Here is a 13,541-nt window from a genome sequence, read left to right on the forward strand (position 1 = left end):
CCATGGCGCAAATGACAATGATTCAAGCGATTACTGATGCGTTACGCACAGAAATGAAAAACGACGAAAACGTATTAGTTTTTGGTGAAGACGTTGGCGTAAACGGTGGAGTATTCCGTGCGACTGAAGGTCTTCAACAAGAATTCGGCGAAGATCGCGTATTCGATACGCCATTAGCTGAATCTGGTATCGGTGGTCTTGCTGTGGGTCTATCGACTCAAGGTTTCCGTCCGGTTCCTGAAATTCAATTCTTTGGTTTCGTATACGAAGTACTTGATTCTGTATCAGGTCAAGCTGCACGTATGCGCTACCGTTCTGGCGGTCGCTGGAATGCACCAATCACATTCCGTTCACCATTTGGTGGAGGCGTTCATACACCAGAACTTCACGCTGATAGCTTAGAAGGTATCGTAGCATCTCAACCTGGTCTAAAAGTTGTAATTCCTTCAACTCCATACGATGCAAAAGGTCTTTTAATTTCATCAATCCGTGATAACGATCCGGTTGTATACTTAGAGCACATGAAGCTTTACCGTTCATTCCGTCAAGAAGTACCTGAAGAATCATACACTATTGACTTAGGTACAGCTGATGTGAAACGTGAAGGTACAGACGTAACGCTTATCGCTTACGGTGCAATGGTACACTCATCATTAAAAGCAGCTGAAGAACTAGAAAAAGAAGGTATCTCTGCTGAAGTAGTGGACTTACGTACAGTTCAACCTTTAGATATCGATACAATTCTTGCATCAGTTGAAAAAACTGGTCGCGTAGTAGTAGTTCAAGAAGCTCAAAAACAAGCTGGTATCGCAGCTAACGTTGTAGCTGAAATTAACGATCGTGCAATCTTAAGCTTAGAAGCACCAGTATTACGTGTAACAGCACCGGATACTGTGTTCCCATTCTCTCAAGCTGAGGGCGTATGGTTACCAGACCACAAAGATATCGTTGAAACAGCTAAGAAAGTACTTGAATTTTAATTAGCATTTTACTGTGATAGAAATCAGCTTTATGCTGATTTCTGTCTTAGATAAAATAAACACTAACAAATTGAACGCAACTAACTAGGAGGGTGAAGACACGTGGCATTTGAATTTAAACTGCCGGATATCGGTGAAGGTATCCACGAAGGTGAAATTGTAAAATGGTTCGTAAAAGCTGGAGATGAAATTGATGAGGATGATGTACTAGCAGAAGTACAAAATGACAAAGCTGTTGTTGAAATCCCATCTCCTGTAAAAGGTAAAGTATTAGAAGTAAAAGTTGACGAAGGTACAGTAGCTACTGTAGGACAAGTTATCGTTACTTTTGATGCTCCTGGATACGAAGACTTAAAATTCAAAGGTGACGATCATGATGATGCACCAGCAGAAGAAGCTAAAGAAGAAGCTTCAACTGAAGAAGTGACTGAAGAAGCAACAGCTCCTGCAGCACAAGCTGATGTTGATCCTAACCGTAAAGTAATTGCTATGCCTTCAGTGCGCAAATATGCTCGTGAAAAAGGTGTAGACATTAAAGCTGTTCCTGGTTCAGGTAAAAACGGACGTATTGTTAAAGATGACATCGATAGCTTCTTATCTGGTGGTTCTACAGCTACAGCAACTGCTGAAGCTCCAGCTAAAGAGGAAACTGCTTCAGCTGAACCAAAAGCAGCTGCAGCACAAGCTATTCCTGAAGGCGACTTACCAGAAACTCGCGAGAAAATGAGCGGTATCCGTCGTGCAATCGCAAAAGCTATGGTTAACTCTAAACACACTGCTCCACACGTAACATTAATGGATGAAATCGATGTAACAGCTCTTGTTGCTCATCGTAAAAAATTCAAAACAGTTGCAGCAGATCAAGGTATTAAATTAACATTCTTACCTTACGTGGTAAAAGCGTTAACTTCAGCACTTAAGAAGTTCCCAGCTCTTAACACTTCAATTGATGATTCTACAGATGAAGTAATTCAAAAACATTACTACAACATCGGTATCGCTGCTGACACTGAAAAAGGTCTTTTAGTACCAGTTGTGAAAAATGCTGATCGTAAATCTGTATTCGAAATTTCGGATCAAATTAACGACCTTGCTGGAAAAGCACGTGATGGTAAATTAGCTCCTGCTGAAATGAAAGGCGCTTCTTGTACAATCACAAATATCGGTTCTGCTGGTGGACAATGGTTTACTCCAGTTATCAACCACCCAGAAGTTGCAATTCTAGGTATCGGACGTATCGCTGAAAAACCAGTTGTACGCGACGGTGAAATTGTAATTGCTCCAGTATTAGCATTATCACTAAGCTTTGACCACCGTATTATCGATGGCGCAACAGCTCAAAACGCTCTTAACCAAATCAAGCGTTTATTAAATGATCCAGAATTATTATTAATGGAGGCGTAATAAATGGTAGTAGGAGATTTCCCAATCGAAACTGATACTCTTGTCATTGGTGCTGGCCCTGGTGGCTACGTTGCAGCAATTCGTGCAGCTCAATTAGGTCAAAAAGTTACAATCGTAGAAAAAGGTAATCTTGGAGGCGTATGCTTAAACGTTGGTTGTATTCCTTCAAAAGCATTAATCGCTGCAGGTCACCGTTTTGAACATGCTAAACATTCTGAAGACATGGGGATTATCGCTGAGAACGTAACAGTTGATTTCTCTAAAGTTCAAGAATTCAAAAACGGCGTTGTAAACAAACTTACTGGCGGTGTTGAAGGCCTTCTTAAAGGTAACAAAGTTGACATCGTAAAAGGTGAAGCTTACTTCGTTGACAGCGAAACTGTACGTGTAATGGATGAAAATTCAGCACAAACGTACAAATTCAAAAATGCAATCCTTGCAACTGGTTCTCGTCCAATCGAGATCCCTGGATTCAAATTCTCTGAGCGCGTAATCAACTCTACAGGTGCATTAGCGCTTAAAGAAGTTCCTAAAAAATTAGTTGTAATCGGCGGAGGTTACATCGGTACTGAGCTTGGTACTGCTTTTGCTAACTTCGGCACAGAAGTTACATTTGTAGAAGCTGCTGATGAAATTCTAGCTGGTTTTGAAAAACAAATGAGCTCTCTTGTTAAACGTAACCTTAAGAAAAAAGGAAACGTTGAAATCTATACAAAAGCAATGGCTAAAGGTGTTGAAGAAACTGCTGATGGCGTACAAGTTACGTTTGAAGTAGGCGGAGAGTCAAAAGTAATCGATGCTGACTACGTATTAGTTACTGTAGGTCGCCGTCCTAACACTGATGAGCTTGGTCTTGAGCAAGTTGGCGTTAAAATGACTGACCGTGGTCTTATCGAAATCGATAACCAAACTCGTACATCTGTAAGCAACATCTTTGCAATTGGTGATATCGTAACTGGACCACCACTTGCACACAAAGCTTCTTACGAAGGTAAAATCGCAGCTGAAGTAATCGCTGGCGAACCTGCTGAAATTGACTACTTAGGAATTCCAGCAGTTGTATTCTCTGAGCCTGAGCTTGCATCTGTAGGTTATACTGAAGCACAAGCAAAAGAAGAAGGATTAGCTGTTAAAGCTTCTAAATTCCCATTCGCTGCTAACGGACGTGCGCTTGCACTTAACGCTGCAGAAGGCTTCTTGAAGCTTATCACTCGTAAAGAAGACGGAGTAGTTGTTGGTGCTCAAATCGCTGGACCTAGCGCATCTGACATGATCGCTGAACTTGGTCTTGCTATCGAAGCTGGCGTAACAGCTGAAGATATCGCATTAACAATTCACGCTCACCCAACATTAGGTGAAATCACAATGGAAGCTGCTGAAGTAGCAATTGGAAGCCCAATTCACATTGTAAAATAATGTTTTTAAAAAGCTGATGCATACGCATCAGCTTTTTTTTTTGAAGAAAACGGTTTTCATAAAGTATAAGGTGCTTGTCAGACAGTTTTTTTACTGGTTGAGTATAATTCTAGCAGAAAGATGTAAAAAGCGCTGAGACAGTCTTAAATGAGTTCTAGATGCATACATATAAAGTGGGACGTGCTTTGCTTATAGTTGGATACAAAATTGCTTCTTTGGATAACGAATGAAAAGGCGGCGAAGGAGCTATGAAGACATATTTCGTTTGGAGCTTGCACATTGTTATTTGGATGGGGTATTCACTGGTTGAATTATTATCAAAACGTGATCAATTGACATCTAAAATTATTTTATTTTTAGTATTTGCTTATTTAGCTTACGGTATAGCAGAAATGAACGTCAAATCTAAAAGACTGGCGCTTATGATGACGGGCACAACGTCAGCTATCTGCTTGACATGTTATCAACTAATTTTATTTTGCACGGCGTAAGAGTGCATAAAAAAAGCGTTAGCTTATATAAGCTAACGCTTTTTTTGTCTTACACAGATTTTTTTTCTCTTTTTAACGCGCCTTCTTCTTTAAATGCTTTCATTAATGAGAAGACCGTTAGCACCAGCACAATTGAGAATGGAAGTGCTGCTATAATCGCAGCTGTTTGGAGCGCGTCCAAACCACCTGTCCAAAGCAAAATGATTGCTGTTAACGATTGAATTAAGCCCCACGTAAGCTTAATAGAGCCTGAAGGATTTAGATCACCGTTTGTTGTCTGCATTCCTAAAACAAATGTAGCTGAGTCAGCTGATGTAATGAAGAATGTAGCAATTAAGCAAATAGCAACAATGGACATGAACGTACCAAATGGAAACTGTTCAAGTACGTAGAATAAAGCAACTTCTGTTCCTTTATTATTGATAACATCCATAACAGGAAGATCCTTAAAAAAGTCTAGATAAACCCCAGAACCTCCGAATACAGCAAACCATAATCCGCCAAATACGGTCGGAACAGCTAGTACACCAATTAAAAATTCTCGAATGGTTCTACCTCGTGAAATACGAGCAATAAACGTACCAACGAACGGTGCCCAGGCGATCCACCATGCCCAGTAGAAAATTGTCCAATCTTGAACCCAGGTGCTGTTATCAAACGGGCTCAATCGAAAACTCATCGACGGCAAGTTTTGAATGTAGCTGCCAATTGTTGTAACGAATAAGTCCATAATAAAGTTGGTTGGACCTGCAAATAACAAGAATAGCATTAACAGAATAGCTAAAACAATATTAATGTTACTCAAATACTTAATACCCTTGTTCAGACCTGTCTGTGCTGACAGCATGAACAAGAACGTCACGATAATAATAACAATTAATTGAGTCGTGAAATTATTATCAATACTTGGCGACAAGTAAGAGGCTCCACCAGTAATTTGAATAGCGCCCAGTCCTAGAGATGTTGCCACCCCAAAAATAGTTGCAAATACGGCGATAACGTTTATGATCGTTCCAAGAGGTCCATCAACACGTTTTCCTAATAGTGGACGTAAAATATTACTGATTATGAACGGGTAACCTTTTCTAAATTGAAAATATGCAAGGGCCAGTGCAAGAACGGAATAAATAGCCCAAGGATGTAAACCCCAGTGGAAAAACGAATAACGTAGAGCTGCACGAGCTGATTCTGCTGTACCGCCTTCACCAGAAGGTGGAGTATGAAAATGATTGATTGGTTCTGAAACACCCCAGAATACAAGTCCAATCCCCATACCAGCACTAAATAACATAGCAAACCACGAGACATAACCATACTGAGGCTTTTCGTCAGGTTTACCTAGTTTAATGTTTCCGTACTTTGAAAAAATTAAGTACAGCGTAAAAACTAAGAATAATGTAGCTGCTAATAAATAATACCAGCCAAATTTCTCGATGATAAAACTATGTATTGCCGATGTGACAGGTGTAAGCGCTGCGCTTCCTAGCACAGATTCCGGAATAACACCCCATACGATAAATACTGCAGCAATAATAACCGAAATGATAAAAACAGGAGTCAGTTTTTTCATCGATTATCACTCCTTTCCTATTCTATTTTACATAACATAGTTTCTCATATAACCTTTTTAGCTATACATGAAACCACATGGTTATACATTCTAGTAAAGTTTGTATGAAATGTCTACCCTATTAGTAAGAAAAAAAGGCAAGATCTCAAATTCTTATTTTTCGTAATTATTTTAAAGTGCCGAAATAGATATGAAATTAGACATAGTTTTTTCATATAAATAGAGATGATGCTAAGGGGTCAGCTTTTTGAAAACAAATATAACATTTATGAGAAAAATATTTTTAATGTGACATACTAATTAGTTGTTGACATATTTAATGTGACATAATAATATAATATCAAGAGTTGTAAAACGCTTACAAAAAAAGACGGTTAAAGGGGAGTTTACAAAATGGGAACAATCGTATGTCAAACATGTAACTGCACAATTGATCATTTCGAAGATGAGAAAGTGACGCGATTATACTCAACATGTAAAAGCGGAGAATGTCAAAAAGCAGATGAAGATTTAGATTAATTCAATAAAAAAAAGGTGCGGAATTCCGCACCTTTTTTATTGAATTGCTTTATGTTCTTTAATGACACGAAATGTCTTTAATTCAAAATCTTCCGGACCCTGCACTGGTAAACCTGCCTCTAAGTTTGTTTCAATATAGGTTAAATTTTCCTCAGTGATGATTTCCCCAGGAATAAAAATAGGAATACCAGGAGGATAGACCATTACAAATTCTGCAATAATACGACCTGCTGACTCATGAAAAGGTACCACTTCGGTTTCAGCGTAAAAAGCATCACGAGGTGTTAAAGCCAATACAGGAATATCAGGTAATAAAATAGCCGGTTTTGCCGTTGTCTCAGAAAGGTTATGGAATTTTGCGGATAACTCACGCAGAGCTGTGACAAGACGTGAAAGATCTTCTTCTGTATCTCCGGGCGTGATAATACATAGAATATTATAAAGGTCAGACATTTCCACTTCGATATTATGAGCTTCACGCATCCATTTTTCTACGTCATAGCCCGTAATTCCTAAATCTGAAACAGAAATAATTAATTTAGTAGGGTCTAAATCATACGTAGCTTTTGTGCCTAAAATTTCTCTGCCTATACATCGGATATGCTCAATTGTATTAATTTCTTTTCGTGCTTTTTCAGCAAGAGAAATTGCACGTTCAGCCAGCTCTTTTCCTTCTGTAGCTAGACGTTTTCGTGCAACATCTAAAGAAGCCAGCAGCAGATAAGAGGTTGATGTTGTTGTCAGCATGCTTAAAATAGACTGTACGCGTTTTGGAGAAATTAAGCCTTCGCGTATGTTTAAAATGGAACTTTGCGTCATAGAACCGCCTAATTTATGAACGCTTGTTGCTGCCATATCTGCACCGGCCTGCATAGCAGACAGAGGCAAATCATCATGGAAGTGAATATGAACGCCGTGAGCTTCATCAACAAGTACAGGCACTTGATACGAGTGGGCAATTTCTACGATTTTACGAAGGTCTCCGGAAATTCCAAAGTAAGTTGGATTGATAACAAGCACTGCTTTTGCTTCAGGGTGCTGCTTTAAGGCTTTTTCTACAGAGTCCGATGTAATACCGTGAGAAATGCCAAGATTTTCGTCAATTTCAGGATGAATAAAAATAGGCGTAGCTCCTGAAAAAACAATCGCACTCATAACAGATTTATGCACGTTTCTAGGAACGATAATTTTATCTCCAGGTCCACATGTCGCCATAACCATTGCCATAATTGCTCCGCTCGTTCCTTGAACAGAAAAAAAAGTATGATCAGCACCAAATGCTTCTGCAGCTAAATCCTGTGCTTGTTTGATAATGCCTTTTGGCTGGTGAAGATCATCAAGGGGACCGATATTAATTAAATCAATGGATAAAGCATCATCGCCAATAAATGAGCGGAATTCAGGATCCATTCCATTTCCTTTTTTATGTCCAGGGATATGGAATTGTGTTGGGTTTTTCTTAGCGTGATTAACTAATCCAGTAAATAATGGAGTTGAAAATTGAGAAGACAACTTTGCTATACACCTCTTTTATCATAAATTGTCAGTCCCTCTAAGCAAAGCTTAGAGGGACTTTGATTGTTTTTTTATCAAATTACAGCATTCAATTTTATATACCAAAAACTAATGGCTGTTGAATTATACATATTAAAATATCAGATCTTTTTTCTACAAAAGAAATTCAACAGAAATTCTACTCCGCAGTTTTCTTGATTTTAACCATTATATAAATGAATGAAACGCGTATGTTTACTACTGTTTGATAATATAAATACAATTTTTAGTTAAAAAAATACAAGTAATTGTAAACTGCTTATTACTTATTATTTTATAGTTCTTTATGTTTTGAAAATCCCCATAAAACAAAAGAATTATAGCACTTATTAACCTATTTGCAAAGATATTTTAAAGAGAAAATAAAAAGAAAAAAAAGGAGAAATTCTTTTGGGTGAAAAGAGAATAAATTTTGTGTACATTATAGATTGTGATAGAGTTAAGAATATAGATATACATAGAATGAAGAAATAAATGGAGTGATGAGAAGTGGAATATCAATACCCTATCTCCCTTGATTGGAGTACAGAAGAAATTATTGATGTAGTGAAGTTTTTTGAAAGCATTGAACGAGCTTATGAAAAAGGTATTGAGCGTGATCACCTAATGGCAGTCTATCGCCGATTTAAAGAAATTGTGCCAAGTAAAGCAGAAGAAAAAACAATCTGTAACGATTTTGAAGACCAAAGCAAATACTCTTCTTATCGAACGATTCAAAAAGCAAAGGCTGCTTCTTCTGGAGATCTCATAAAAATGTAAAAACTGAGACTGGACAAAAGTAGTTTAGCCGAAGTAAAAAACGAATCATTAATCAAATTGTTTGATTAATGATTCGTTTTTTTTGTTACGGTGAACATAGAGTTTATCTGTTTCGTTTCTTCTAGCAGTTGATTGGAAGGCAAGGCGAAGACTCCTGCGGGGAAAGCGGAACAGGCGAGACCCCGCAGGAGCGCAAGCGACGAGGAGGCTCACCGGCCGCCCGCGGAAAGCGAAGCCTTGCAGGGAAATCAACTGCGGTGTCACAAGCGTTTCAGCTTATGTATCCCATTTATTGGTCTTTCGATGAGCTTCCTTTCGTTATGTCTCACCCTCATTTTTTTATATCAATTCGTTAAAATTATGCATATGCTTTTTTAGTTAGTTCATATAATGGAGTTACCGTATGAAATGTTTGTTCAATACGAGCCATCCATTCTTCGCCGTTCATTGCAATCGCTTCTTCTTTTGGAATTGTAATGCCGCATAGGATCTCAGCTTTTTTAACCGTCTCTAGACGTTCAAACAAACTCTCTAAGTCTTCAGAAGATAAGTCGCCCATTTTTTTACTATCAGGTTTTGTATGATCTTTCGACCAAACAAACGAGTCTGGGATATTTTGACGAATCTCCTCCATGTTTTGTTTTAGCAGCTTTCCAAATTGTTCTTTAATAGGTGATTCGTAAATGACGGCAAACCACACAAAGACGTGTGTTTCCCAAAGGCCAATTTGAAAATGAGGGAGCTTTTTATACCCGCGTTTACTGTTAGCAAAGGCTACCCACGTATCTGCTGGCGGGTTAACTGTTCTTCGTGCATGTTTGGCAATGTGTACGAACATTTCATCTCCACAAAGTGAAGAAAGAGTAGGAGCAAAATGATTGCTCAATTGTTCGAATTTTGGGCGTATCGTTGTCTTGATGGCTTCCATACGTGCATCAAGCCCCTCGATACGGAATACGTTAAAGTCATCTTGTGAAAATCCTGAGAATGCCATGTGAAACCTCCGTTTTTTTAGTGAATATGTATAGCTGCTGTGCATCTATGCAAGTAAGTATGATTTACGCGAAGATTCTACCACATGAAAAGCATAAACACCAATTAATTCGCATATGCTTGTCAAAACGTGTCTATCATTTTTTTATAGGTAATCACACAATTTAGTTGCATGAGATTAGGTTTCGACATAGACTATATCAATCAAAATATCTGAAAATTTAGTTTTCTATAAGTGAGTTCAATAATTTGAGAGGGGTGTTTGAAACATGAAACAAGTGGTGAATATGTATAAGAAGAATGATGGACAAAAAAGATTAGGTGTAATTCGGTTGGAGTTAGATTACGAGTTAGCGACGTTATATGAAGCCATGATGGAGAATAATGAGGAACAAAAACAAAAATGTAAGAGAAAGCTCGAGAAACTTCGTGAAGAAATGATATCTCTTCAGTAGCAGACACGGGAATAAAATAGAACAAATATGGGTAAACTGTAAAAAAGTATTAAACTGAATGAGCAGATTCATAAGTGGTAACAGAGCACGTGGGAGAAGAAGCGGCAGTTCTTCTCCCACGTGCTCTGTTAATTGACATCTTGCAGAGGTTTTTTTAAGCTTAAATAAGAGACGTATTTTTGAGGGGGAATTGAGATGACACAACGCTGGAAAGAAATTGATACATACGTTAAAGAGTGGCTAAAAGAAGCTGGACAAAAAATTCAACAGTCGTTTAGTAAAGAACTTCTCATTCAAACGAAATCGAATCCAAATGATTTAGTAACAAATATGGATAAAGAAATTGAACAGTTTTTTATCTCAAAAATCAATGAAACCTTTCCGGAACATCATATTCTCGGAGAAGAAGGATATGGGGAAGAGCTTGAATCAGAAGAAGGAACGATTTGGATTATCGATCCGATCGACGGTACGATGAACTTTGTTCATCAGCAGCGAAATTTTGCTATTTCCATCGGTATATTCGAAAATGGTGTAGGACAAGCAGGTTATATTTATGATGTTATTCATAATGAGCTGTATCATGCTTTAAAAGGACAGGGCGCGTTTATGAATGACATCCAATTGCCGAAACTTGAACCTGTACCAGTTGAAGAAGCTATTATTAGCTTAAATGCAACGTGGGTGACGGAGAACCGCCGTATTGATCCTTCCGTATTAAGTCCGCTTGTGCGTAAAGTAAGAGGGACCCGTTCATATGGATCCGCAGCTATTGAGCTTGCTTACGTAGCGGCTGGACGCTTGGATGGATACATTACTTTACGTTTGGCTCCATGGGACTTTGCTGCCGGTAAAGTGTTGATTGAAGAAGTTGGAGGAGTCATGACGGATTTAGAAGGGAAGCCGTTAGAGATTCTTGAAAAAAGCAGTGTATTTGTAAGCAAACCAACATTACATGACGAAATCTTTCGTACGTACCTTGAAGGAAAGTGGAATAAATAAAATAGAAGTGAAGACTTACGTGTAGTCAAAGAATTTTGTGATGAAAAAACGTCATGAACCATTTTGATGTTGCAAATGGCCATGACGCTTTCAATCATCGCAAAAAAATTACAGCTGCCCTTTTTCTCGCATTTTTTTCTTAGTCGTAAAGCCAAGACCCATTACAACAATTAAAGCTACGATAGCTAAAATGACCCCGAGAGCGCTTCCTTCTCCGATAAATATGCCAATTGACATAATAGCTGCAGTTGCGATGAATGCATATAAAACGAATACCCACTTAATGTTTCTCATGTTGATTCCTCCCATTTGTAACGGATATTTATAGTGTACAACAAAATCATTCTGCAATTCTAGAGTTAGTGTGATATAATAGCTTAGTTATTACAAGCATAGGAGTGAAATGCGTGAACATTCGTAAAGATTTACGTAATATTGCCATTATTGCCCATGTAGACCATGGGAAAACAACGTTAGTAGATAAATTATTACATCAGTCCGGAACATTCCGTACTAATGAGCATGTTGAAGAACGTGCGATGGATTCAAATGACCTTGAGCGTGAGCGTGGAATTACAATTTTAGCGAAAAACACAGCTATTAATTATAAAGATACGCGTATCAACATTATGGATACGCCAGGACATGCTGACTTCGGTGGAGAAGTTGAGCGTATTATGAAAATGGTAGACGGTGTTCTACTTGTAGTAGACGCATACGAAGGATGTATGCCTCAAACGCGCTTTGTATTGAAAAAAGCATTAGAGCAAAACTTAACGCCGATTGTTGTTGTTAACAAAATTGACCGTGACTTTGCTCGTCCAACTGAAGTAGTTGATGAAGTAATTGACTTATTTATTGAACTAGGTGCAAGTGAGGAACAAATTGAGTTCCCTGTTGTTTATGCTTCAGCAATCAACGGAACGGCTAGCACGAACCCAGAAAAGCAAGATGAGAACATGTCATCTCTATTTGACTCAATCATCGAGCACATTCCAGCACCAGTAGACAACAGCGACGAACCACTTCAATTCCAAGTGGCAATGCTTGACTACAATGACTATCTTGGTCGTATCGGTGTAGGGCGCGTATTCCGCGGAACAATGAAAGTAGGCCAGCAAGTTGCATTAATGAAGCTTGACGGTACGGTAAAACAATTCCGCGTAACAAAATTATTCGGTTTCCTAGGCTTAAAGCGTGTTGAAATCGAAGAAGCAAAAGCAGGAGACCTGATCGCTGTATCAGGAATGGAAGACATCAACGTAGGTGAAACAGTATGTCCGTTTGACCACCAAGATGCACTGCCAATTTTACGTATTGATGAACCTACTTTACAAATGACGTTCTTAGTAAACAATTCACCGTTTGCTGGTCGTGAAGGTAAATTTGTTACATCTCGTAAAATTGAAGAGCGCTTAATGTCTGAACTTGAGACAGATGTAAGTTTACGCGTGGAAAATACTGATTCACCGGATGTATGGGTCGTTTCAGGACGTGGAGAACTTCATTTATCTATTTTAATTGAAAATATGCGTCGTGAAGGATATGAGATTCAAGTATCAAAACCTGAAGTAATCGTTCGTGAAATTGATGGCGTTCGCTGTGAGCCAGTTGAACGTGTGCAAATCGACGTGCCTGAAGAACATACGGGTTCTATTATGGAATCAATGGGTGCTCGTAAAGGTGAAATGGTTGATATGATTAACAACGGCAGCGGTCAAGTTCGTCTGATCTTTATGGTTCCTGCACGTGGTTTAATCGGTTATACAACTGAGTTCTTATCGTTAACTCGTGGATTCGGTATCATTAACCATTCATTTGATAGCTACCAACCAATGCAGCAAGGTCAAGTTGGAGGTCGCCGTCAAGGTGTGCTTGTTTCTATGGAAAGCGGTAAATCATCTACTTATGGAATCCAAGGAGTAGAAGACCGCGGTACAATTTTCGTGGAGCCAGGTACAGAAGTATACGAAGGTATGATCGTAGGAGAACACACTCGTGAAAATGATATCGTTGTTAACATCTGTAAAATGAAGCAAATGACGAATATGCGTTCTGCTAACAAAGATCAAACAACAGGTATGAAAAAACCTCGTATTATGTCTTTAGAGCAATCACTTGAATATTTAAACGAAGATGAATATTGTGAAATCACACCAGAATCTATTCGTCTACGTAAAAAAATTCTTGATAAAAATGAACGTGAAAAAGCAGCGAAAAAGAAAAAATACGCTGACACGAAATAATAAAAAAAGGAAGTCGTTAGCTTTATTTGCTAGCGGCTTGTTTTTTATCAATTATATCAGAATTTTCTATTTTTTGAAAGCGTTTTATAAAGAGAGAATTTGGAAAGGAAAAAGGTGGCTTATATCGAATAATGTAAAGTAAGGAATAGGGG

At 38.4% G+C, this 13,541-nt stretch carries 14 protein-coding genes; 10 read left to right on the forward strand and 4 right to left on the reverse strand.

What is annotated here, in order from left to right; translation table 11 throughout:
* Positions 1-2 precede the first annotated feature (2 nt).
* The 4 genes from AC1VNJ_RS15525 to AC1VNJ_RS15540 all read left to right on the forward strand — a co-directional run bounded on the left by AC1VNJ_RS15525 (position 3) and on the right by AC1VNJ_RS15540 (position 4,291).
* Positions 3-980: an alpha-ketoacid dehydrogenase subunit beta gene (locus AC1VNJ_RS15525; protein WP_013056055.1), complete on the forward strand. Its 978-nt coding sequence runs from the start codon at positions 3-5 to the stop codon at positions 978-980.
* 102 nt (positions 981-1,082) lie between these two features.
* The gene (locus AC1VNJ_RS15530; RefSeq protein ID WP_028407941.1) at positions 1,083-2,384 is read left to right on the forward strand and encodes a dihydrolipoamide acetyltransferase family protein; all 1,302 of its coding nucleotides are present in this window, start codon (positions 1,083-1,085) and stop codon (positions 2,382-2,384) included.
* A 3-nt stretch (positions 2,385-2,387) separates the two neighbouring features.
* Positions 2,388-3,800, forward strand: coding sequence for a dihydrolipoyl dehydrogenase (gene lpdA / locus AC1VNJ_RS15535; protein ID WP_013082295.1), 1,413 nt, complete (start codon positions 2,388-2,390; stop codon positions 3,798-3,800).
* A gap of 248 nt (positions 3,801-4,048) precedes the next feature.
* Positions 4,049-4,291 carry a hypothetical protein gene (locus AC1VNJ_RS15540; RefSeq protein WP_033578408.1) on the forward strand — a complete coding sequence of 81 codons (243 nt, stop codon included), beginning with the start codon at positions 4,049-4,051 and terminating at the stop codon, positions 4,289-4,291.
* A gap of 49 nt (positions 4,292-4,340) precedes the next feature.
* Here the strand turns inward: AC1VNJ_RS15540 and AC1VNJ_RS15545 are convergent, their stop codons facing one another.
* Complete coding sequence (locus AC1VNJ_RS15545) at positions 4,341-5,861, reverse strand: glycine betaine uptake BCCT transporter (RefSeq protein ID WP_033578409.1); 1,521 nt, start codon at positions 5,859-5,861, stop codon at positions 4,341-4,343.
* Between the two features lie 393 nt (positions 5,862-6,254).
* On the opposite strand from AC1VNJ_RS15545, the gene AC1VNJ_RS15550 reads away from it, so the two are divergent.
* Positions 6,255-6,380, forward strand: a complete 126-nt coding sequence (locus AC1VNJ_RS15550; RefSeq protein ID WP_013056059.1) for a GapA-binding peptide SR1P — start codon at positions 6,255-6,257, stop codon at positions 6,378-6,380.
* A 36-nt stretch (positions 6,381-6,416) separates the two neighbouring features.
* Here AC1VNJ_RS15550 and AC1VNJ_RS15555 read toward each other — a convergent pair whose 3' ends face one another.
* A complete protein-coding gene (locus AC1VNJ_RS15555; protein ID WP_028414107.1) occupies positions 6,417-7,892 on the reverse strand; it encodes an aminotransferase class I/II-fold pyridoxal phosphate-dependent enzyme in 1,476 nt (491 codons plus the stop codon).
* Positions 7,893-8,423: 531 nt separating this feature from the next.
* On the opposite strand from AC1VNJ_RS15555, the gene AC1VNJ_RS15560 reads away from it, so the two are divergent.
* Both AC1VNJ_RS15560 and AC1VNJ_RS15565 read left to right on the forward strand, forming a co-directional pair.
* Positions 8,424-8,693 carry a UPF0223 family protein gene (locus tag AC1VNJ_RS15560; RefSeq protein ID WP_165635681.1) on the forward strand — a complete coding sequence of 90 codons (270 nt, stop codon included), beginning with the start codon at positions 8,424-8,426 and terminating at the stop codon, positions 8,691-8,693.
* Positions 8,694-8,821: 128 nt separating this feature from the next.
* Complete coding sequence (locus AC1VNJ_RS15565) at positions 8,822-9,049, forward strand: hypothetical protein (protein ID WP_165635682.1); 228 nt, start codon at positions 8,822-8,824, stop codon at positions 9,047-9,049.
* A 2-nt stretch (positions 9,050-9,051) separates the two neighbouring features.
* Here AC1VNJ_RS15565 and AC1VNJ_RS15570 read toward each other — a convergent pair whose 3' ends face one another.
* On the reverse strand, positions 9,052-9,687 hold the full coding sequence (locus AC1VNJ_RS15570) for a YktB family protein (protein ID WP_034266818.1): 636 nt from the start codon (positions 9,685-9,687) through the stop codon (positions 9,052-9,054).
* A gap of 268 nt (positions 9,688-9,955) precedes the next feature.
* Between AC1VNJ_RS15570 and AC1VNJ_RS15575 the strand changes: the two genes are divergently transcribed.
* Positions 9,956-10,141 (forward strand): hypothetical protein, encoded by a 186-nt coding sequence (locus AC1VNJ_RS15575; protein WP_013056063.1) that lies wholly within the window; start codon positions 9,956-9,958, stop codon positions 10,139-10,141.
* A gap of 195 nt (positions 10,142-10,336) precedes the next feature.
* Positions 10,337-11,143 carry an inositol monophosphatase family protein gene (locus AC1VNJ_RS15580; RefSeq protein ID WP_014460992.1) on the forward strand — a complete coding sequence of 269 codons (807 nt, stop codon included), beginning with the start codon at positions 10,337-10,339 and terminating at the stop codon, positions 11,141-11,143.
* 108 nt (positions 11,144-11,251) lie between these two features.
* On the opposite strand, the gene AC1VNJ_RS15585 is transcribed toward AC1VNJ_RS15580, so the two are convergent.
* Positions 11,252-11,437, reverse strand: coding sequence for a YlaF family protein (locus tag AC1VNJ_RS15585; RefSeq protein WP_028414104.1), 186 nt, complete (start codon positions 11,435-11,437; stop codon positions 11,252-11,254).
* 113 nt (positions 11,438-11,550) lie between these two features.
* Between AC1VNJ_RS15585 and typA the strand changes: the two genes are divergently transcribed.
* The gene (typA, locus tag AC1VNJ_RS15590; protein WP_013056066.1) at positions 11,551-13,389 is read left to right on the forward strand and encodes a translational GTPase TypA; all 1,839 of its coding nucleotides are present in this window, start codon (positions 11,551-11,553) and stop codon (positions 13,387-13,389) included.
* Positions 13,390-13,541: the final 152 nt, after the last annotated feature.

This window comes from Priestia sp. 3CA3, assembly GCF_056836725.1.

Coding starts and splice junctions, on each gene's coding strand:
- AC1VNJ_RS15580 (WP_014460992.1), top strand. CDS start 10,337: ATGACACAACGCTGGAAAGAAATTGATACATACGTTAAAGAGTGGCTA.
- AC1VNJ_RS15550 (WP_013056059.1), top strand. CDS start 6,255: ATGGGAACAATCGTATGTCAAACATGTAACTGCACAATTGATCATTTC.
- AC1VNJ_RS15525 (WP_013056055.1), top strand. CDS start 3: ATGGCGCAAATGACAATGATTCAAGCGATTACTGATGCGTTACGCACA.
- AC1VNJ_RS15575 (WP_013056063.1), top strand. CDS start 9,956: ATGAAACAAGTGGTGAATATGTATAAGAAGAATGATGGACAAAAAAGA.
- AC1VNJ_RS15545 (WP_033578409.1), bottom strand. CDS start 5,861: ATGAAAAAACTGACTCCTGTTTTTATCATTTCGGTTATTATTGCTGCA.
- AC1VNJ_RS15585 (WP_028414104.1), bottom strand. CDS start 11,437: ATGAGAAACATTAAGTGGGTATTCGTTTTATATGCATTCATCGCAACT.
- lpdA (WP_013082295.1), top strand. CDS start 2,388: ATGGTAGTAGGAGATTTCCCAATCGAAACTGATACTCTTGTCATTGGT.
- AC1VNJ_RS15570 (WP_034266818.1), bottom strand. CDS start 9,687: ATGGCATTCTCAGGATTTTCACAAGATGACTTTAACGTATTCCGTATC.
- AC1VNJ_RS15540 (WP_033578408.1), top strand. CDS start 4,049: ATGAAGACATATTTCGTTTGGAGCTTGCACATTGTTATTTGGATGGGG.